This is a genomic window from Desulfovibrio legallii (assembly GCF_900102485.1).
Lineage (GTDB): Bacteria > Desulfobacterota > Desulfovibrionia > Desulfovibrionales > Desulfovibrionaceae > Desulfovibrio > Desulfovibrio legallii_A.
Map to the genome: position 1 here is coordinate 1 of NZ_FNBX01000005.1, position 18,165 is coordinate 18,165.

18 protein-coding genes are annotated in these 18,165 nt (G+C 68.5%); 1 reads left to right on the plus strand and 17 read right to left on the minus strand.

Annotated elements, in window-relative coordinates; translation table 11 throughout:
- The 15 genes from BLS55_RS04270 to BLS55_RS04340 form a co-directional block, all read right to left on the minus strand.
- A partial coding sequence (locus BLS55_RS04270; RefSeq protein ID WP_180365393.1) for a hypothetical protein occupies positions 1 to 620 on the minus strand: 620 nt, incomplete at its 3' end.
- A gap of 15 nt (positions 621 to 635) precedes the next feature.
- Entirely contained in the window at positions 636 to 1,226 is a 591-nt protein-coding gene (locus BLS55_RS04275) for a phage connector family protein (protein ID WP_092153133.1), read from the minus strand.
- A gap of 151 nt (positions 1,227 to 1,377) precedes the next feature.
- Positions 1,378 to 1,821 (minus strand): hypothetical protein, encoded by a 444-nt coding sequence (locus BLS55_RS04280; protein ID WP_092153134.1) that lies wholly within the window; start codon positions 1,819 to 1,821, stop codon positions 1,378 to 1,380.
- A gap of 70 nt (positions 1,822 to 1,891) precedes the next feature.
- Entirely contained in the window at positions 1,892 to 2,881 is a 990-nt protein-coding gene (locus tag BLS55_RS04285; protein ID WP_092153135.1) for a major capsid protein, read from the minus strand.
- Between the two features lie 78 nt (positions 2,882 to 2,959).
- The gene (locus BLS55_RS04290; RefSeq protein ID WP_180365394.1) at positions 2,960 to 3,463 is read right to left on the minus strand and encodes a hypothetical protein; all 504 of its coding nucleotides are present in this window, start codon (positions 3,461 to 3,463) and stop codon (positions 2,960 to 2,962) included.
- Complete coding sequence (locus BLS55_RS04295) at positions 3,429 to 3,791, minus strand: Bbp19 family protein (RefSeq protein WP_092153136.1); 363 nt, start codon at positions 3,789 to 3,791, stop codon at positions 3,429 to 3,431. The genes BLS55_RS04290 and BLS55_RS04295 overlap by 35 nt, the downstream gene beginning before the upstream one ends.
- Positions 3,791 to 5,605, minus strand: coding sequence for a portal protein (locus BLS55_RS04300; protein WP_092153242.1), 1,815 nt, complete (start codon positions 5,603 to 5,605; stop codon positions 3,791 to 3,793). The genes BLS55_RS04295 and BLS55_RS04300 overlap by 1 nt, the downstream gene beginning before the upstream one ends.
- Positions 5,606 to 5,607: 2 nt before the next feature.
- Complete coding sequence (locus BLS55_RS04305) at positions 5,608 to 6,354, minus strand: GNAT family N-acetyltransferase (protein WP_092153137.1); 747 nt, start codon at positions 6,352 to 6,354, stop codon at positions 5,608 to 5,610.
- On the minus strand, positions 6,354 to 7,685 hold the full coding sequence (locus BLS55_RS04310) for a terminase large subunit domain-containing protein (protein WP_092153138.1): 1,332 nt from the start codon (positions 7,683 to 7,685) through the stop codon (positions 6,354 to 6,356). The genes BLS55_RS04305 and BLS55_RS04310 overlap by 1 nt, the downstream gene beginning before the upstream one ends.
- Positions 7,686 to 7,823: 138 nt before the next feature.
- The gene (locus tag BLS55_RS04315; RefSeq protein ID WP_092153139.1) at positions 7,824 to 8,084 is read right to left on the minus strand and encodes a hypothetical protein; all 261 of its coding nucleotides are present in this window, start codon (positions 8,082 to 8,084) and stop codon (positions 7,824 to 7,826) included.
- A complete protein-coding gene (locus BLS55_RS04320) occupies positions 8,084 to 8,488 on the minus strand; it encodes a DUF2730 family protein (protein WP_092153140.1) in 405 nt (134 codons plus the stop codon). Before BLS55_RS04320 ends, BLS55_RS04315 begins: the two co-directional genes overlap by 1 nt.
- A 39-nt stretch (positions 8,489 to 8,527) precedes the next feature.
- A complete protein-coding gene (locus tag BLS55_RS04325) occupies positions 8,528 to 8,851 on the minus strand; it encodes a hypothetical protein (RefSeq protein WP_092153141.1) in 324 nt (107 codons plus the stop codon).
- Positions 8,852 to 8,853: 2 nt separating this feature from the next.
- Positions 8,854 to 9,540, minus strand: coding sequence for a glycoside hydrolase family 108 protein (locus tag BLS55_RS04330; protein WP_092153142.1), 687 nt, complete (start codon positions 9,538 to 9,540; stop codon positions 8,854 to 8,856).
- Positions 9,541 to 9,796: 256 nt separating this feature from the next.
- Positions 9,797 to 10,363, minus strand: a complete 567-nt coding sequence (locus BLS55_RS04335) for a Mor transcription activator family protein (RefSeq protein ID WP_092153143.1) — start codon at positions 10,361 to 10,363, stop codon at positions 9,797 to 9,799.
- Positions 10,350 to 10,592 carry a hypothetical protein gene (locus tag BLS55_RS04340; protein WP_092153144.1) on the minus strand — a complete coding sequence of 81 codons (243 nt, stop codon included), beginning with the start codon at positions 10,590 to 10,592 and terminating at the stop codon, positions 10,350 to 10,352. Before BLS55_RS04340 ends, BLS55_RS04335 begins: the two co-directional genes overlap by 14 nt.
- A gap of 353 nt (positions 10,593 to 10,945) precedes the next feature.
- Between BLS55_RS04340 and BLS55_RS04345 the strand changes: the two genes are divergently transcribed.
- Complete coding sequence (locus BLS55_RS04345; protein ID WP_092153145.1) at positions 10,946 to 11,626, plus strand: XRE family transcriptional regulator; 681 nt, start codon at positions 10,946 to 10,948, stop codon at positions 11,624 to 11,626.
- Positions 11,627 to 11,779: 153 nt separating this feature from the next.
- Here the strand turns inward: BLS55_RS04345 and BLS55_RS04350 are convergent, their stop codons facing one another.
- The gene (locus BLS55_RS04350) at positions 11,780 to 14,893 is read right to left on the minus strand and encodes an efflux RND transporter permease subunit (protein WP_373886020.1); all 3,114 of its coding nucleotides are present in this window, start codon (positions 14,891 to 14,893) and stop codon (positions 11,780 to 11,782) included.
- 68 nt (positions 14,894 to 14,961) lie between these two features.
- Positions 14,962 to 18,138 (minus strand): multidrug efflux RND transporter permease subunit, encoded by a 3,177-nt coding sequence (locus tag BLS55_RS04355; RefSeq protein WP_092153146.1) that lies wholly within the window; start codon positions 18,136 to 18,138, stop codon positions 14,962 to 14,964.
- Between the last annotated feature and the right edge of the window lie 27 nt (positions 18,139 to 18,165).

Here is an 18,165-nt window from a genome sequence, read left to right on the forward strand (position 1 = left end):
CTGGCCGTTGATGCGCTGGTTGCGGCGTCAGTCTTTGAGGTCGCCGCATTGGTCGCGCTGGTTACTGCTTCACTGGCTTTCGCACTGGCCGTTGACGCGCTGGCGGCAGCAGCAGTTTCAGAAGCGGCGGCGTTAGTGGCAGATGCATTGGCCGCGGTCGCGCTGGCGGCAGCGTTGTCCCGCGCGGCGTAGATGTCGCCCACCACGTCTTCCGGGGTCTCCGAGCTTGTGGCCGGCACTTTGACGACGCGGTCCAGGCCCTCGCGCAGTTGCTGGCGCTCGGCGGCGGCCTGGTCCAGGGCGTCCTCAATGACCTGCGGGTCGAAACGGGAGGCGGAAACCAGGTCCACCTCCTGCACAAAGGGCATGTTGCGGCTTACGGCCAGCGTGTACCCGACGGGCAGGGGCGCGCCGTTACGGGTGTAGGTCACCGTGCCGCCGCTCTCCGTAAGGGTGATGGCGCACTGGGCGGTGACGTCCTCTTCCGTGTATGTGGCGTCGGGCGTGGTCACGGTAACGGTGAGCTGGTCCGTGCTCCAGACCTTGAAGCTGAACGGGAACGTTGTTGCAACGCCGTTGCCCTGGAAGGTGGCGCGGCTGGGACTGTAGGGCATGGTCATGGCGTTCTCCTTGGATTAGCGGGCCTGGAGCCAGGGGTCTTGCGCGGGGCGTTCCCGGCGTTCTGAGGCGTCGGCGCTGCGAGCCTGGGGCAGGGCGTCGGCGTAGAGTTTTTCCAGGGCGGCGGCCTTCTGGTCCGTGTCTTTGAGCAAGGGCACGGCCACCAGCGCCGCCAGCTTGCGGGCCAGAACATGGGCAAAAAGATCGTCAAACAGGTTGGGGTTGCGGACGTCTTCCGTATACAGGGCCAGAGCGCGGGCGGCGTCGGTAAGCAGCAGGGCGGCGTCTCCGGCGGCGTTGCGGGCCAGCTGGAAGGGCCTGGGCGAGCGGCCTTCGTGGCGCACGGCGTGCACCTTGAGGCAGAGGTCGGGCAGGGCGTAGGCGTAACGGAATTCCGGCGCAAAGCCTTCGGGCAGGGCCTGTGGGGCAAGCCAGACGCGCCGCTGGGCAAAATTCCAGGGAAAATCTCGCAGAACCTGCCGCCGGGCTGTATCCCAGTACAGGCGGCACTGCAGGGCCTCTGGCGTGTTTTCCTGTTCCGCGGCCACGCCACGCGCGCCCAGAAAGCCCAGGGCGCGATTCCAGATGTTGATTTGGTTGAGGGTCATGCCACGCTCCTGGAAAAAGGTGGAGTTCACGCGGCCGGAGGACGACGCGCCGGTTGCGGGCCCCTCCGGCCGCGGGGGGAAGGGGCGGCCGGAGGGCCGCGCCCCCCGTCCGCCGCGAGCGGTTGCTTCCCCTTCCGTATCGACGCTGCGTTCAGCGGACCATGAGGGCCGCCTCGTAGGGCAGGTCTTCCTCTCGGGTCAGGGCGGCAAAGAGACGCCCCTGGCTCACGCTCTGCCCCTCCACCGGGGTGAGGGCAAAGGTCAGGCGCAGGTAGGGGCGGCGCACGCCCTGAGGCAGAAAGCGCAGGTAGGGCCGCGCGCCCAGCGTGAGCGTGGGGCTTTCCGCCGTGTGGGCGACGCTCACGCTGCCGCCGGGCACGCTGGTCCAGGGGCCATCGGGGTCGTCGGCCTGTTCCATGGCGATGCTCAGGTTCTGCACTTCGGCCGGCAGAAAGGCTTCGGTGACGGAAAGGCGCAGGGGCATGGGCTCCATGCGGCCCGGCAGCTTGCAGGCGGTGAGGGCCACAACGGAACCCGCGGCGTTGGCGGTGAGCGGACCTTCAAAAAAAACGGCGTTGCGATCGATAATGGCCATGGGGTCTCCTTGCGGTGTTGCGGTGGCGGGGCCCGGCCGGACGGCTTCCGGCCAGGCGTGGGGCGAGGGCCTAGACGGGCTCTTCGGTGGAAAGCACGGCGTCGCACTGGCGCACGGGCCGCCCGTGGAGCACGGGCACGGCCTTGGCGTCGAAAAATTCGCCGTACTGCAGCTGCACGTTGCCCGCGTCGGAATTCTGCAGCTCCAGGGCCGTGAGCACGTCGGCGTTGGCGTACCACACGGCCTTCTGGCGCAGGTGCTGGGGCATGCGGTTCTTGGCCTCAATGGTCAGCTTCTGCAGATCCACAAAGCCGGTCTGCCCCTTGCGCTTGGAAAGGGCCGCCACGGGGATGTTGGCGATGCGCGCCACGCCGCGCCAGTCGCGCACGGCCAGGCCGCAGCGCCAGTTGTACTTATCGCCCACCACCTGGTATTTGCGGCCGTCCGGATCCTGAGCCATGTAGGTTCTGAGATCCTCGTGGGAAAGGCCGCCGGCGCTGCCCTTGGGATAGATGCCGTGCACGGACTGCGCGCCCCAGGCCACCAGCCAGAGGGAGGTGCAGCCGGCGGCGTCGCGCCCGGCCGCGTCCAGCACGTTGTTGGCGTCCTGGGCCGGGTAGCGCATGGCCAGGCCGTTGAATTCATCGGGATTGACGTTGCTGTTGCCGTAAAAAAGGGTGGTCGCCACCTTTTGGCGCATGGCCTCGGCAAAGGCGATGCCCTCGCTCATGCGAAAGGCCCGGTCGCGGCCGCCGTAGAGGCGCAGCTCCTCCACGTCCAGCTCCATAATGGCCTCCAGGATGCCGCAGCCTTCCTTGACCTGGCTCCACTGGGATTTGCTGGGCGGCGTGCCCTGATAGAGACGCCGCCAGTAGACCTCCGGCAGGCCGGTGCGGATGCGGGTGAGGTGGCCGTCGCTCTGGTTGGCCTCCATCCAGAGCACGTCGTCCACGATGTCGTTAGTTTTGTTCATGAGCTCAATGATCTGCCCGGCTTTTTCGCCGCGGTAGAACTGCTCCATTTCCGCCAGAGAAACCACAAAACCCAGGGAATCGGCCATAACTGCCTCACAGGTTGGAGGGTTGGCGCACACAGGCGCAAAGCAGGCGAACCATCAAGGGCCAGGGCGGCGCGCGCCTCAGACCTGCGCGGACCAACCCGCGTACATGCGTTCTTCCAGGGGCGGCATGACGGCGCTGTGCGGTTCCCCGCGCACCAGGCCATCCTCCATAAGGGCATCGGCAACGTTGTTGAAGAAGCGCAGGACAGCCGGGTTGTTGCCGTAGCCGGTTTCCTCCAGCAGGCGGCCGATATGCCGGTCCGGGTCAAAGCGGTCCAGGGCCAGCTGCGCGCGGGCCACGCTGGCGGCCAGGTTTTCCCCGCCCAGGTGCGGATCCTGGGCGGCCTCGCGCCGCCACTGGTCCACTTGCGCCTGCCAGGCGGCGCGCTGGGCGGCCTCGTGTTCCTGCAGCTTCTGGGCAAAGGGATCCTGCGCCGGAGCGTCGGGGGCGGGGACGCCTTCTGCGGACGGGGCAGCGGCCGGAGCGGATCCCGCGCCGGGATCGGAGCCGTGCGGATCAGCGGCCGGCGGGGGCGCGAGGGGCAGGTCAGGATCGGTCTGGTTCATGGGGATCTGGCTCATACGTTTCGTCCTCCTGTGGGTTGAGCAAGCGGGGCAGGTGTTCCGGGCCGGTCTGCCGGAGCAGGCGCAACAGGCGCGCGCCCACATAGCGGCGGCCCTCGGTAAAGCCGAGGCGCAGGGCGTCCGCGCCGGGCGGGGCGTCCTCCAGGTTCAGGGCGCTGAAGCAGCGGCATTCCTCCAGCAGCCAGCGCAGCAGCAGGCGACCTTGGGGCCGGGCCATGAGGTCCGTCAGCGCGGCGTTGAGGGCGGCCTGCGCAAAGCGGGCGCGGCGTTGGGCGGCGCGGTGCTCCTGGTCGGCCTGTTCGTATGGGGCAAAAGGATCGTCCATCAGCGGGCCTCCGCGTCGCCCCGCGCCGCCGGGGTTTCGGGCGCACGCCGCGCCGGGGGACGGCCGCCGGGAGGCGCGGCCGCGTTATCCCTGCCGCGGAGCAGCTCCGCCAGACCGTCCAGGGCCGTGCCCTGCTCTCCCTGGGGGCCGGTAAGCGGCGTTTTGCCCAGTTGCTGGAGCATCTCCACGCCCTGGCGCAAGGTCTGGGCCAGGTTCTGGACGCGGGCGGCTTCAGCCCTGGCGCTCCGCAGCTGTTGCCGTTCCTCCAGGGGGCGGCTCAGGCTCACGGGCAGGCCCAGGCTGTCGGCATAACTGTCCAGCAGATGGTCCACGTTAAGGGCGTCCAGGGCTTCGGGCCAGGCGGCGGAGGTCTTGAGGGTCAGGGCCAGGTATTGATCCGTGGCGCTCACGCCCACCAGCTTCTGCGCCTGGGCCAGCAGGGAGACGAACTCCACCTTGAGGCGGCGGCCCGTAAGCTCCGGCGGGCAGGGCGGCAGCATGTCCAGCTCGGCCATGCACAGGAAGGTGCGGTCCATGAGCGGGATGAACAGCTCGTCGTGCAGGCGCTCCAGCACGGGGCCGATAAGCACCAGCTTTTCTTCCTCCCGCGCGGCTATCTCGCTGGCCGTGACCCCGCTGCGCCCCTCCAGGATGAGTTTGAAGAGGTCGTTGTAGAGCCCGGAGCGGATCTGGTTCTGCACGGCTTCCATGGCTTTGCGGGCCGTGGCCAGGTCCGGATTGACCTGCAGGAGCGGCGTGGCCGCCTGGGGGCTCTGGCCCGGAGCGCTCTCCACATAGTTGATGCCGCCAGGGGTCAGATCCAGGCCCACGGAGCGCAGCCCCGCGGCCACGCTCATGGGCGGGTCCACAGCCTTGTGGATGGCTTTGAGGGTGGTGACGCCCATCTGCTGGAGCATGCGGCAGTCGGGCAGCGCGTCCATGGCCGGGGAACGGCCGTAAACGTCGTTGCCGGCCACGTCCCAGCGCGGCCCGAAGCCGGGAAACGCCCGGAAGCCTGATTCGCGCAGGGGCCGCCCCTGGCCTTCGCGCCCCTCCAGCCAGTACACCGAGGCCACGGGCATGTGCCGGGCCGCAAGCCGCGCGGGGTTGCGGTCCGTGCGCGGGTACACGGCCTGGACGACGTTGTGCCGCGCTTCCGGCTGTTGCCGGGCCTGGCGACGCAGACTTTCGGGCAGGGCCTCCGCCCCGAAGGTCTGGACCAGCTGACGCAGGGTCATGGCCGTGCGGCGAAAGACCGTGTCCACGCGCCGGTCCGCGTCGCAGTCCAGGGCGTATTCCCCGGCGCAGAGGGGCAGGAAGCGGAAGCCCCGGCGGACGTCGGCCAGCTCAAACACAAAGGCCGTGCCGAAGGCGCCGAGCTCGCCGTAGATCGTGTGCATGGCGTTGTAGAAGTTGGAGCGGTGGAACACCGCGCGCATGCGCGCGGCCACTTCGTCCAGCCAGGCCTGCACCGGACGGCGGCGGGCCAGGTCCGCGTCGTCCAGGCTGAGGCGGAACCAGGGCCGGGCCGGGCTGGTGAGCCCGCCCTGCAGCCCGGCCGCAAGGGTGCGCATGGCCAGCACGCCCGTGGCGTCCACCAGCCGCCGGTTGAGCAGCGGGCCTTGTTCCGCCGCGTCCGCCTGGGACCGCAGGCGGCAGCGGGTGGGCAGAAAGTGGTCCGCCAGGCTTTGCCAGGCCGCATCCCAGGGGGCGCGGCGGCGCAGCAGGGCCTGATGCCGCCGGGCCAGGGCCTGGAGGTCGGCGTGCGGCGCGGCCCCGCATTCCCTAGATGCCTTAGGGTCCAAGGGACGCATGGTCATTGCCCCAGCAGGGTTTTGCGGGTGGTTTCCGCGCGGTTGAGCGGGCTGGTATGCACGGCGGCATACAGCCCGGCCGCGCGGGCGGCTTTGTCCTTCTGCGTCTGGCGGGCGGCCGTGGCCGCCTCGGTGACGGGCTTCTGCACCTCCTGCTTGGGCGTGGGCGTAACCTCAGGCACGCTGGGCGTGCTGGCGGAGCCTCCTCCGAATCCCATAACAACCTCCTTGGGGTTGGCGTTGCGCAAATCCGACGGCGTGCAGCAGACCAGCACGCCATCCACAAAACGGTTTTTCCGGGCATGGCGGCAGGCTTGCGGCAGCCTGGCCAGCACGCGGAAGCCGCAGGCCCGGGCCAGGCGCCAGGCGTGCCGGTTGGGCGCAGGGCACAGGCCCAGCACGGCCGCGCAGTCCAGGTGGGCGAAGGCCCAGGCCAGACCACGCCGGGCCATGGGCACGGCCAGGCGCGCCGCGGCCCGGAAGGTGGTGAAGTCAAATTCCCAGACCTTGCCCCGCCGCGGGGAGAACAGCGCGCAGGCCAGCATGGCGGCGGGACTGCGCTCCCCGGCCGCCGGCCAGCAGCAGAGCAGCAGGCCCAGGGCCGGGTTTGTCGCGCGCCGCCAATCTTCCAGGGTCGGCGCGGCAAAGGCGCTCATGGCGCAGCCCAGCAGCCCCTCTGCCGCCATGCGGCAAAAAATCTGGTCGCGCGTGGCCTGGTCCGGGGCGGGCGCGTAAAAAAATCCGGACATCAGTTTTCTCCGAACATGTCATAACTGGTTCTGGCCCGGCGGCAGCCGCCGGAAGCGGGCGCGGCGGGACGAAAGCCCGTGGCCGCATAGCGCAGGGCGTCGGCCCCGTGGCTGGCCCAGTCGTGCAGGGGGCCCCGGCCGCCGGAAGGGCCGCCGCCCGGCCGCCATTGCCGCCGGTAAGCCCGCAGGGCCTTGATCCCCACAGCGCAGTGTGCCGCGTCAAACCAGCAGCGCGGCAACAGGCGGCGCACAGCGTCGATGCCGTCGGCCAGGGGCAGGGCCGGGGCCAGGCTGAAGCGCAGCCCCATGCGGGCCGCACACTCCCAGCGGCTCTGGCCCGTGCCCAGCTCCCGCACCCGGATATCCTGCGGGGCCAGGTGCAGGCCGTAGCGAAAGCCCCGGCCCGGCAGATCCTCCCCCGGCGCGGCCGGGCCCGCCGGGCGGGCCTTCTGCTCCAGCACCCGGACGTAGTGGGCCAGCCCCTCGCCCGATGCCTCGTAGTAGTCCACAAACCGCCAGGTTCCCGAAGGCTCCACCTGGAAGAACCAGATGGCTGTGGCGTCGTCCATGCCCAGATCCCAGGCCGTGTGTACGGGCAGCTCCGGGGCCGCGGGCAGGGGCGCGACGCGGCCTTCGCGCTCGGCCGCGTCCATCAGGGGCGCGTAGTAGGCCCCGCGCACGGCGGCGGCAAAGGAACACTCAAATTCCTGCGCGTATTCCGCCGCCTCCATGCTCCGCCGGGCGGCCTCCAGCTCCGCCTGCGGCAGATAGCCCGTCTGTGAAGCGGGGAAACGGAAGCGCGACCACAGCCCGCCTTGGTCCGCGCCGGCCTGCTGCCAGACGTCGTAGAGCAGGTTGTCCGTGCCGTGGGGCGTGCCGCAGAACAGGGCCCGGCCCTGGCGGTCCGCCAGCATGGGCCGCAGCACCTGGCTCCAGACCTGGCGCGGCATGTCCGCAGGCTCGTCCAGCACCAGATCGTCCAGATAGAGGCCCCGCAGCGCCTGGGCGTTTTCCGTGCCCAGCAGCCGGATGCGCCCGCCCGTGGGCAAATCGCAACGCAGCTCGGATTCGTTAAATCTGACGCCTGGGACAGGGGAGGCAAATTTTTTTAGGTAGTCCCAGGCCACCTGTTTGGCCTGGCTGAAATACGGCGCGCAGTAGGCCGCCCGCCAATCCTCCCGGCCGGAAAGCAGGGCCTGGCGGATCAGATCGTTGACCGCCGCCACCGTCTTGCCGAAGCGCCGGTGACACAGCAGCACGCAAAAACGCGTGCGCTCCTGATGGAAGCGCCACTGCAACGGACGCGGCGTGTAGGGAATGATGTGGAGCATGGCGCACTTGCGGGTTAAGGTTAACGGGGTGGGCAGGGCGTACTCCGGGCGAAAAACAAGGGCGGCCTGACTGGCGGGGAAAGGGGTGCCCAGGGGCTCTGCCCCTGGGCCGCCGGCGGCGTTGCCCCTTGCCCCGCATCAGGGTTTTTCCGGTGGCGGGTCCGGCGCAGGCCCGGCCCAGACCACACGCACCTGCGGGGGCTGCGGCGGCGCGGCGGCCGTGTCCAGCGCGCCGAGGATGGCGTGGAGCTCTTTGATTTCCTTCACAATATCAATACTTTTTTCGGCGATGTCGGCCTGGTTGAGGCTGTCGGTGAGCAGGGTCAGGCGCTGTTCCAGGCTGCGCAGCAGGTTCTGCACGCCGGAGCGGTGCTGCGCCGTGGCGCGGCGGGCGGCCATCAGCGCCGGGCCCCGGCGGCGGCGCTGCTGTAAGGCTGCCGCCGGGCGGGCAGACCGTGGAGGCGGTCTTCCTGCCGCTCCAGGCCGTGTTCCAGGCGGGTGAGCAGGCGATCCAGGCCGCTCATGCGGGCGCTGAGGGCCTGCAGATCGCCGCGCAGGGCGGTAAGCTCGTTCTGCAGGCCGGTAAGGGCGGCCGCGCCCGGAATGGCGTGCAGGCCGTTTTCCAGCCCGGCCAGGCGGCGGTTGATGGCGGCTTCGCGTCGCGCCTCGCGCTGGAGGTGGAGCAGATAGTCGTCCTGGCGAACAAAAGCCCGGCGCAGGCTCCAGAGGGCCCAGGCGAACAGGGCCTGTACCGCCAGCACCAGCAGGCTTGCGCCGGTGGAAGAAAAGAGATCGATGGGCATGGTGCGCTCCGTGGTCAGGGGTGGATGGTTTTTGAGGGGCTAAAAGCCGAGGCCCAGCATGCCCAGCAGCAGGCCCATGATCTGGTCCAGGGCCGAAGGCGGCAGGTCGGCCCCCCAGGAGGCGAAGAACAGGGGGATGACGATAAGCCGCCCCACCACCTCCCAGCAGAACAGAAGGCTCAGCACCCACCCCAGGAAGGACCGCCAAAGCCGCAGACGGCTTGCGGGCGCGCCGGCCACCTCCGCCTCATTGATGCGGCTTTGGGCCGCGTTGGCGCTTTTGCGGTCGGGCAGAACGCGCTCCAGCACCGCACCCGCCGCACTGCCCACGCCGGAAAACAGCTTGCCGAGCAGGGTCCACATGATCAGTCCTCCTCCCGTTCCAGCCGGGCCAGATAGTCGTTCAGGGCGCGCACCCGGTTGCGCCAGCCAGCAAGAAAAACCTTCATGGAGGGACGGCGGGCGGCCAGGTCGCGGTAAAAGGCCTCGCGCAGGCGCAGGGCGCGGCGGGCCGCAAACCAGTGCAGCCCGGCTGCGGCCAGGGCTTCAGCCAGCTCAGCCGTGCGTTCCCCCATGAGGCCGTCCTCGGCAATGGCCGTGTAGCTGTCCAGCTGGGCCTCGCCGGTTTCGTTCATGGCCCGCTGCATCTGGCGCACAGCGCGCGCAGGGCCCTGGTTCACAGCCCCGTCGTAGAGCGTTACGGCCAGGGGCAGGGGCAGGGCCGCGCAGCCCAGGGCATCCCAGAAGTGTTTTTTGAACAGCGCCTGGGCCTGGGCCTTGGTGCAGGCCCGGATGTCGTCGGCATCCACATCGCCGTCCGTATCCAGATCCAGCTCATAACAGGGGCAGGCGGCCGTGGCGCGCCGGGCGCAGTCATGGCAGCCGCGCTGCTGCCGCAGGCATTCCTCTTTGGCCTGCCGGGCCAGATCCTGCACCCAGCGCAGGGAAACGCCGTGGTTGGTGACCCCGCCGGGATCGGCGGGGTGGTCGTCCAGGCCGCCCTCCCATTGGGCGGTGAAGGCGTGGGCTGTCTGAAAAGCGGCTGCGGGCATGGCGGGCTCCTTGGTTGCGGTTGGCGACCGCGCGCCGCGGGGGTGTCGTTTTCTTCCCAGGGCGCGCCGTGTGGAGCCACCATGCCCCAATGCGCCCCTGGCGTAAGACTGAAACGTTTCAGCAGGGCCCAGGCCTTATGCTGTGTGGGCGCAAGGGAAGAACCCCCTCCGCGCAGGGGGATTTTTATAAAAAAAGCCCGCAAAATTGCGGGCTTAGGGGGTGGCTGGAAACGGAATCTTTTTGAAAGCTAAATCATTATTGCTGGTTATCCGCAAGCGGCGGCGCGGCGGAGGCGGCCTTGAGGCTGCGGAGCAGTCGGCCCTGAGCCGGAGCGGAACCGTCTTTTTTCAGGATCTGCCAGACGCGCCTGTCGGAGATGCCATGCCGTCGGGCCAGGTCGGCCACGGCGGCGGTGCTGCTCACGCCTTGCCGGGTGGAGCGGACAAAGTCGTTGATGATGTCTTGTTGGCGCAGCTTGTGGAGCAGGGCGTCGCAGCGGGGCACATAGAGGCTGGTGCCGCCAAAGGCGGCCATGAGCTTGCGCAGGCAGCCCGCGCCCAGGGCGCGGCGCAGGGGGTGGCGCGGGTCCGGCAGGCGGCTGGGCACGCGCAGGTTCTGCCCGCCGTAGAGGTAGAGCACGCGCTGGAACTGACGCAGGTGGTCCAGGGCCTCCCAAAGCAGGCGGGCGTTTTCGGGCAGGTGCCGGACCAGGGCGCGCCACTGGCGTTCCTCTTCGGCCAGGCGCAGGGCGCGCCCCCAGGAATCCCGTTCGGCCCGGCCCGTGCGGCGCACAGGGGAGGCGGCGGAACTATTGGGGCACACGACAGGCCTCCGTCAGGGCTTGCGCGGGCAAGGAGGGGACGCCGTGAGGGGCCGGGCAGAGCGGGGCGGGCCAGATATCCTGGACGGATGCGGGCGCAAGCTGCCCGGCCAGCAGACGGAGGTGATCGCCCATAAGGCGCAGAACGGGCCGTTGGACGGCGTCCGCATGGGCCTGCAAAAGGTCCAGCACAGCGCTCAGGTTACGGATGTCATCGTGCAGTGCGTACATGCTATGCTCCCATGGAAGAAGTTGCCGGATGGCGTGAAAATAGATTTACAAATTTTCATTTCCGAATCAAGGAAAAGTTTTTTATGAAGGAAAAGTTTTAACATAGTAATTTATTTTTATTATTTATTACATTCGCGGGCTTTTATAGAAATAGGTAAAAATTTTTTCCAATTAATATAGGAAAACCTTGCGGGTGATATCGCTTAAGGATACGCTGGGGAGGCGACGCCCGCCCTGCGCGCAGGGAGGCGTCGCGCCGTCCCCCGCAATCCCTCTGCACAGCGCGCTACGGATGCGCCGCCTGGCGACGGCAGGGGAACAAGGAGCGACAACCGCTTGGAAGGTAGACAGCCATGGACGCAGCGAGCCTTGTAGTCGACGAAGCCGGGGCTTTTGCCCGGCGGCTGGCGCAGCGGCGGGAGGCTCTGGGCCTGCGCAAGCAGGATCTAGCGGAAAGAATGGGCCTGAGCCTGACCACCATCCAGCAGTACGAGCGCGGGCAGTGGCCCCGCGGCGAACACGCGGTGCGCCTGGCCCGCACCCTGGGCTGCTCCCTGGACTGGCTTCTGGCCGGCCGTGGCGACGCCGGGGGCGGCGTGCTGGAGACGCCCGATGCCCGGCTGATCATGGTGCCCATGGTGGAGGCCCGGCTTTCGGCGGGCACGGGCAGCTTTGAGACCGGGGGCGAGGTGCTGCGGCACTATGCCTTTCGCTGGGATTTTTTGCGCCGTAAGGGCAACCCTTCGCGTATGGTGCTGCTGCGGGTTTCGGGCGACAGCATGCAGCCGCGCATTCTGCACAATGATGTGGTGCTCATTGACCAGAGCCAGAGCGACCCCGTGCCGGGCCGCATCTACGCCGTGGGCGTGGAAGACATGGTCTACCTCAAGATCGTCAACGCCGAGCCGGGGCGGCTTATCCTGAGCAGCGCCAACCCCAGTTACGCGCCTATTGAGGCCGCCACAGGCGAACAGCTGGCCGACCTGGTGCGGATTATCGGCCGGGCGGTGTGGGTAGGGCGGGAACTGGATTAGGCATTGCAACGTCGGAATGCCGCGGCGGCTGCGTGCGCAAGCGTTCGTCGTTCAGGCGTAAGCGCAATTTATTCGCGCTGCCGTTGCGAATGCGCATGCCCGGCAGGCCGAGGCCGGGCGGCGCGGGCGCGCGCCCGGAACAAACGTCTGCCGCTACGCTTTTTTGCGCCGCCAGCGGTCCAGGGTCAGATAGACCACGGGGGTGGTATAGAGGGTGAGCAGCTGGCTCACCAGCAGGCCGCCCACAATAGTTATGCCCAGAGGCTGGCGGATCTCGGCCCCGTCGCCCTGGCCCAAGGCCAGGGGCACGGCCCCCAGGATGGCGGCGAAGGTGGTCATCATAATGGGCCGGAAGCGCCGCAGACAGGCCTCGTAGATGGCTTCCTCGGCCGGCAGGCCGCGGGTGCGGGAGGCCTCGATGGCGAAGTCGATCATCATGATGGCGTTCTTTTTGACAATGCCGCAGAGCAACAGAACGCCGATAAGGGCAATGACGCTGAATTCCATGCCGCAGACCATCAGGGCCAGCAAGGCCCCGCCGCCCGCCGAGGGCAAGGTGGAGAGGATGGTCAGGGGGTGGATCAGGCTTTCATACAGAATGCCCAGCACGATGTAGAGGGCGGCCAGGGCCGCCAGAATGAGCACCACCTGGTTGCCCACCGTATCGCTGAACATCTTGGCCGTACCCTGAAAGCTGCCCACCACGCCGGAGGGCATGCCCATGTGCGCCCGGGCCGCGTCGATGGCCGCCTGCGCCTGCGAAAGGGCCGCCCCCTGCGCCAGGTTAAAGGCCAGGGTCACGGCGGCAAACTGCCCCTGGTGGGCTACGGAAAGGGGCGCAAAGGCCGGGGCCGCCTGGGCCACGCTCCACAGCGGCACCAGCCCGCCCTTGCCCGGCAGGCGCACCTTGTCCAGGGCTTCAGCCCCGGCCAGCCAGTCCGGCCCGTATTCCAGCACCACGCGGTACTGGTTCTTATCCTCATAGATGGTGGAAACCTGGCTCTGGCCGAAGGCGTCGCCCAGGGCGCGGTCCACGTCCTGCATGCTCAGGCCGTAGCGGGCCAGGGCGTCGCGGTCCACAGTAACCATGGTCTGCAGGCCGCGTTCTTCAATATCGCTGTCCACGTCCTTGAAGATGGGCTCGGCCGCCAGGGCCTGCTGCAGCCGACGGCCCCAGGTGCGCAGGGCGTCCAGGTCGTCGGCCTGAAGGGTGTACTGGTACTGGGCGCGCGCGCCCCGGCCGCCCATCATGATGTCCTGGGCGGGCTGCAGAAAAATCTGCAGCCCCGGCTCCGAGGCCAGCTTGCCGCGCAACCGCCCGATGACGGCCTGCGCGCCGATCTTGCGTTCCGCCAGGGGCTTGAGGGCGATGAACACCCCGGCCCCGCCGCGCCCGCCCGAAAGGTGGGCCGAAACCTGCTGCACGGCCGGGTCCGCGCGGATGATGTTGACCAGCCGGGTGAGCTTGGCCTGCATGGCCTGGAAGGAGGCGCTCTGATCCGCGCGCACGCCGCCCATGATCACGCCCGTGTCCTGAACAGGGAAAAAGCCTTTGGGCACCGCCACATACATCCAGACGTTGGCGGCCACCACCAGCAGCAGGGAGAAGAGCGTCAGCCGCCGGTGGCGCAGCACCACGGGCAGGGTGCGGGCGTAGCCCGTCTGCAGGGCTGCCAGGGCGTGGCCCCAGGCGTCGCCCACGCGGGCCGCCAGACGGCGCAGCGCGCCGTACAGGCCGCCGGTTCCACAGCGCCGGGCCAGCGCTCTGGCCTTGGCCTCATGCTCCAGAGGGCGGAGCAGGCGTGCGCACATCATGGGGGTTGTGGTAAGGGAAACCAGCATGGAGACCAGCACCGCCGTGGTCAGCACCACGGAAAACTCGCGGAACAGCCGCCCCACGATGCCGCCCATGAACAGAATGGGCGTGAACACCGCCACCAGCGAAAGAGAAATGGAAACCACGGTAAAGCCCACTTCGCGCGCGCCGTTGAGGGCCGCGCGCAGGGGTTTTTCGCCCGCCTCCAGGCGGCGCACGATGTTTTCCAGCACCACGATGGCGTCGTCCACCACAAAACCCGTGGAAACGGTGAGCGCCATGAGCGAAAGGTTGTCCAGACTGTAACCGCACAAATACATGACGCCGAAGGTGCCCAGCAAGGACACGGGCGCGGCCACAGCAGGGATGGCCGTGGCCCGGCCGTTGCGCAAAAAGAGAAAGGTCACCAGCACCACCAGGGTCATGGCCAGGAGCAGGCTTTTTTCCACCTCATGCAGGGAGGCCCGGATGGTCTGGGAGCGGTCCATGCGCAGCTCCAGATCCGCGCTTTCGGGTAGCCAGGAGCGCAGTTGCGGCAACAGCGCCTTCACCCGGTCCACGGTCTCGATAATGTTGGCCCCGGGCGAGCGGAAGACGATGAGCAAAACCGCCGGCCTGCCGTTGGAAAGGGCCATGGCCCGCACGTCCTGCGCGCCGTCCTCCACCCGGGCCACGTCGGCGAGGCGGACGGTTTTTTCTCCCCGGCGGGCCACGATGATGTTTTTGTAATCCGCGGCCTTGCGCAGCTGGTCGTTGGCCCCCACCAGCCAGAAGTTCCGGTCGTTTTCCAGCATGCCCCGCGGCAGAAAGGCGTTGGCCCCGGCCAGGGCTTTGCGCACGTCTTCCATAACCAGGCCCGCGCGGCTCAGGGCGTCCGGCGTAACCTCCACCCGCACGGCGGGCAGGGCCCCGCCGCCCACGGTTACCTCGCCCACCCCCGGCAGCTGCGAAATCTTCTGGGCCAGCACCGTGGAGGCCGCGTCGTAGAGCTGGGAGCGGGTCAGCACGTCCGAGGTGATGGAAAGGATCATGATGGGCGCGCCCGCGGGGTTCACTTTGCGGTAGGTGGGGTTGGAAGGCATGGTGGGCAAGGTGGAACGGGCCGCGTTGATGGCGGACTGCACGTCCCGCGCCGCACCGTCGATGTTGCGGTCCAGATCAAACTGCAGGACCACCTCCGTGGAGCCCAGGCTGCTGGTGGAGGTCATTTCCGTAACCCCGGCAATGCGGCCCAGGGCGCGCTCCAGGGGGGTGGCCACGGTGGCGGCCATGGTTTCCGGCCCCGCGCCGGGCATCTTGGCCCGCACCACCACCACGGGGAAGTCCACCTGCGGCAGCGGGGCCACAGGCAGAAGGCCGAAGGCCGCCAGGCCCGCCAGGGCGATGGCCAGGGTCAGCAGGGTGGTGGCCACGGGGCGGCGGATAAAGGGCGCGGAAAGATTCAGGGGCAGGATTTCCGGCCCCAGGCGGCGCGTCCGTTTCTCCCGCGCCTCCTGATTCTGGCGGCCTTCGCCTGCGCTCACGGCCGCGCCCCCGTCCCGGCGTCCGCGGCCGCCCCGCGGGGGCCGTGTTCTCCGTCCGCGCGGTCGGCCGACGGCAGGGCCGCGCCCTTCCCCCGCAAACGGCGGCTCAGACGGTCAAACCACAGGTAAACCACGGGCGTGGTGAACAGGGTCAGCACCTGGCTGACCAGCAACCCGCCCACCATGCTCACGCCCAGGGGGCGGCGCAGCTCCGCGCCCATGCCCCAGCCCAGCATCAGGGGCAGCGCCCCCAGCAGCGCCGCCAGGGTGGTCATGAGGATGGGCCGCAGCCGCAGCAGACAGGCCTGGCGGATGGCCGCCAGGGGCGGCTTGCCCTCGCGCCGCTCGCCCTCCAGGGCGAAGTCGATCATCATGATGGCGTTTTTTTTGACGATGCCGATAAGCAGGATAATGCCGATAATGCCCACCACGCCCAGTTCCATGCCCGCCAGCATGAGGGCCAGCAAGGCCCCGATGCCCGCCGAAGGCAGGGTGGAGAGGATGGTCAAGGGGTGGATGTAGCTTTCGTAGAGCACGCCCAGCACGATGTAGACCGTGACCACGGCGGCCAGGATGAGCCAAAGCTGGTTGTCCGTGGAGGTCAGAAAAGCGTTGGCCGCGCCCTGAAACTGGGTGCGCAGGGCCGCGGGCAGGCCCAGGGCGCGCTCTTCCTCCTGCACGGCGCGCACGGCCGCGCCCAGGGAGGAACCCTGCGCCACGTTAAAGGAAAGCGTGGCCACGGGGAACTGCCCTTGCCGGGCCAGGGCCAGCTGCACGGGGCGTTCCTCCACCGCGGCGATGCTGGTGAGGGGCACGGGCTTGCCGTCCCCGCCGGCCACATAGATGTGCTCCAGGTCCTGCGGGCTCTGGCGGAAGCGCGCTTCCGTCTCCAGCACCACCTTATACTGGTTGGTCTGGGTAAAGATGGTGGAAACAAGCCGCTGGCCCAGGGCGTCGTAAAGGGCGTTGTCCACAGCGTCCATGCTGATGCCCAGGCGTCCGGCCGCGTCGCGGTTGATTTCCACCCAGGCCATGCGGCCGGGGGGCAGGTGGTCGCTGGCCGCCAGGTCCAGCTCCGGCCGTCGCTGCAGGGCCGCGGTCAGCTGGGGAACCCAGGTTTCGAGCTGCCCGCGGTTGAGGGCCTCCACCGTGAACTGGTACTGGCTGCGGGCCACGCGGTCTTCAATAGTCAGATCCTGCACGGGCTGCAGGTAGAGGCGCATGCCGGGCAGGGCCGCGGCCCTGGCCATGATGCGCCGGGCAATGGCCGGGGCGCGGGCGTCGCGCTCGGCCAGGGGCTTGAGGGCGATGTTCAGGCGTGAGGTGGCCGGGCTCTGGTTCACGCCGTCCACGCCCACAAAAAAGACCACTTCGGCCACGGCCGGGTCTTGCAGAATGACCTGGGCGAGCTCGCGCTGGCGTCCGGCCATGGCGGAGAAGGAAGCGTCCTGCGGGGCCTCGGCCAGGCCCTGGATGACGCCCGTATCCTGCACCGGAAAAAATCCTTTGGGCACAAGCGCATAGAGCAGCGCCGTGAGCGCCAGGGTGCCCACGGTGACGGCCAGGGTCAGGCCCTGGTGGGCCAGCACCCAGTCCAGCCGTTGCTCGTACCAGGCGAGCAGCCTGGGGAAGAAGCCGCCGCTTGCGCCCTCGGCCTTGAGGCCGCCCGCGCCGCGCATTTCCGGCCGCAGCAGCACGGCGCAGAGCATGGGCGTGAGGGTGAGCGAAATGACCGCCGAAATCAGGATGGTGACAGCCAGGGTGACGGCAAATTCGCGGAACAGCCGCCCCACCACGTCGCCCATGAACAGCAGGGGAATGAGCACCGCCACCAGGGAGATGGTCAGGGAAATGATGGTAAAGCCGATCTGCCCCGCGCCCGTCAGGGCGGCCTCCAGGGGCTTGCGGCCCTCTTCCAGATAGCGGGCGATGTTTTCAATGACCACAATGGCATCGTCCACCACAAAGCCCGTGGCGATGACCAGGGCCATAAGGGTGAGGTTGTTGAGCGAAAAGCCCGCCAGGTGCATGACGCCCAGGGAGCCCACCAGCGAAAGGGGCACGGCCAGGGCCGGGATAAGGGTGGCCCGTCCGTTGCGCAGGAAAAGCCAGATGACCCCGATGACCAGGCCGATGGAAAGCAGCAGCTCCAGCTGCACGTCGTGCGCCGTGGCCCGGATGGTCACGGTGCGGTCCGTGACCACGCGCACGTTGACGTGCCCCGGCAGGGTCTGCTGCAGCGTGGGCAGCAGGCGCAGCACAGCGTCGGCCACGCCGATGACGTTGGCCCCAGGCTGACGTTGCACGGAAAGCACAATGGCCGGGCGGAAATCCCCGCTCTCTCCGGCCACATAGGCGGCCAGGCGGGCGTTTTCCGCCCCTTCCGCCACTGTGGCCACGTCCTCCAGACGCAGGGGCGCGCCGTTGGCATAGCCGATAATGGTGCGGGCGTACTCCGCCGCCGAAGTCAGCTGGTCGTTGGCGTCCAGATTGCTGGCGCGTTCCGGCCCGTCAAAGCTGCCCTTGGCGTCGTTGACATTGGCTTTGTCAATGGCCGTGCGCACGTCGGCCAGGGTCAGGCCCGCATGGGCCAGGGCGCGCGGGTTCACCCGCACCCGCACCGCGGGCCGCTGCCCGCCGGAAAGGGTCACCAGGCCCACGCCCGGCAGCTGCGAAATTTTTTGCGCCATGCGCGTGTCCACCAGGTCTTCCAGCCGGGTCAGGGGCATGGCGTCGCTGGTCACGGCCAAGGTCACCACAGGCGGATCCGCCGGGTTCACCTTATTGTACACGGGGGGCGTGGGCAGGTCTGCGGGCAGCAGGTTGTCCGCCGCGTTGATGGCCGCCTGCACTTCCTGCTCCGCCACGTCCAGGGCCGTGGAAAGGTCAAACTGCAGGGTCACCACCGAGGCCCCGGCCGTGGAAAGCGAGTGCATCTGCACCAGGCCCGGCATGGTGCCGAACTGCCGCTCCAGAGGGGCCGTCACCACCGAGGCCATGACGTCGGGCGAAGCGCCGGGGTAAAACGTCTGCACCTGGATGGTGGGGTAGTCGATCTGCGGCAGGGCCGCCACGGGCAGGTAGCGGTACCCCAGCAGCCCGGAAAGCAGCAGGGCCGCCATGAGCAGAGAGGTGGCCACGGGCCGGAGAATAAAAATGCGCGAAAAATTCATGGGGATTCCGGGGTGGTGCGAGTACGG

Bases quoted from the DNA above. Each gene is read 5' to 3' on its own strand.
- BLS55_RS04305 (WP_092153137.1), bottom strand. From the start codon at position 6,354: ATGTCCGGATTTTTTTACGCGCCCGCCCCGGACCAGGCCACGCGCGAC.
- BLS55_RS04320 (WP_092153140.1), bottom strand. From the start codon at position 8,488: ATGCCCATCGATCTCTTTTCTTCCACCGGCGCAAGCCTGCTGGTGCTG.
- BLS55_RS04300 (WP_092153242.1), bottom strand. From the start codon at position 5,605: ATGCGTCCCTTGGACCCTAAGGCATCTAGGGAATGCGGGGCCGCGCCG.
- BLS55_RS04340 (WP_092153144.1), bottom strand. From the start codon at position 10,592: ATGTACGCACTGCACGATGACATCCGTAACCTGAGCGCTGTGCTGGAC.
- BLS55_RS04295 (WP_092153136.1), bottom strand. From the start codon at position 3,791: ATGGACGATCCTTTTGCCCCATACGAACAGGCCGACCAGGAGCACCGC.
- BLS55_RS04285 (WP_092153135.1), bottom strand. From the start codon at position 2,881: ATGGCCGATTCCCTGGGTTTTGTGGTTTCTCTGGCGGAAATGGAGCAG.
- BLS55_RS04330 (WP_092153142.1), bottom strand. From the start codon at position 9,540: ATGCCCGCAGCCGCTTTTCAGACAGCCCACGCCTTCACCGCCCAATGG.
- BLS55_RS04280 (WP_092153134.1), bottom strand. From the start codon at position 1,821: ATGGCCATTATCGATCGCAACGCCGTTTTTTTTGAAGGTCCGCTCACC.
- BLS55_RS04355 (WP_092153146.1), bottom strand. From the start codon at position 18,138: ATGAATTTTTCGCGCATTTTTATTCTCCGGCCCGTGGCCACCTCTCTG.
- BLS55_RS04345 (WP_092153145.1), top strand. From the start codon at position 10,946: ATGGACGCAGCGAGCCTTGTAGTCGACGAAGCCGGGGCTTTTGCCCGG.
- BLS55_RS04275 (WP_092153133.1), bottom strand. From the start codon at position 1,226: ATGACCCTCAACCAAATCAACATCTGGAATCGCGCCCTGGGCTTTCTG.
- BLS55_RS04325 (WP_092153141.1), bottom strand. From the start codon at position 8,851: ATGTGGACCCTGCTCGGCAAGCTGTTTTCCGGCGTGGGCAGTGCGGCG.
- BLS55_RS04310 (WP_092153138.1), bottom strand. From the start codon at position 7,685: ATGCTCCACATCATTCCCTACACGCCGCGTCCGTTGCAGTGGCGCTTC.
- BLS55_RS04290 (WP_180365394.1), bottom strand. From the start codon at position 3,463: ATGAGCCAGATCCCCATGAACCAGACCGATCCTGACCTGCCCCTCGCG.
- BLS55_RS04315 (WP_092153139.1), bottom strand. From the start codon at position 8,084: ATGGCCGCCCGCCGCGCCACGGCGCAGCACCGCTCCGGCGTGCAGAAC.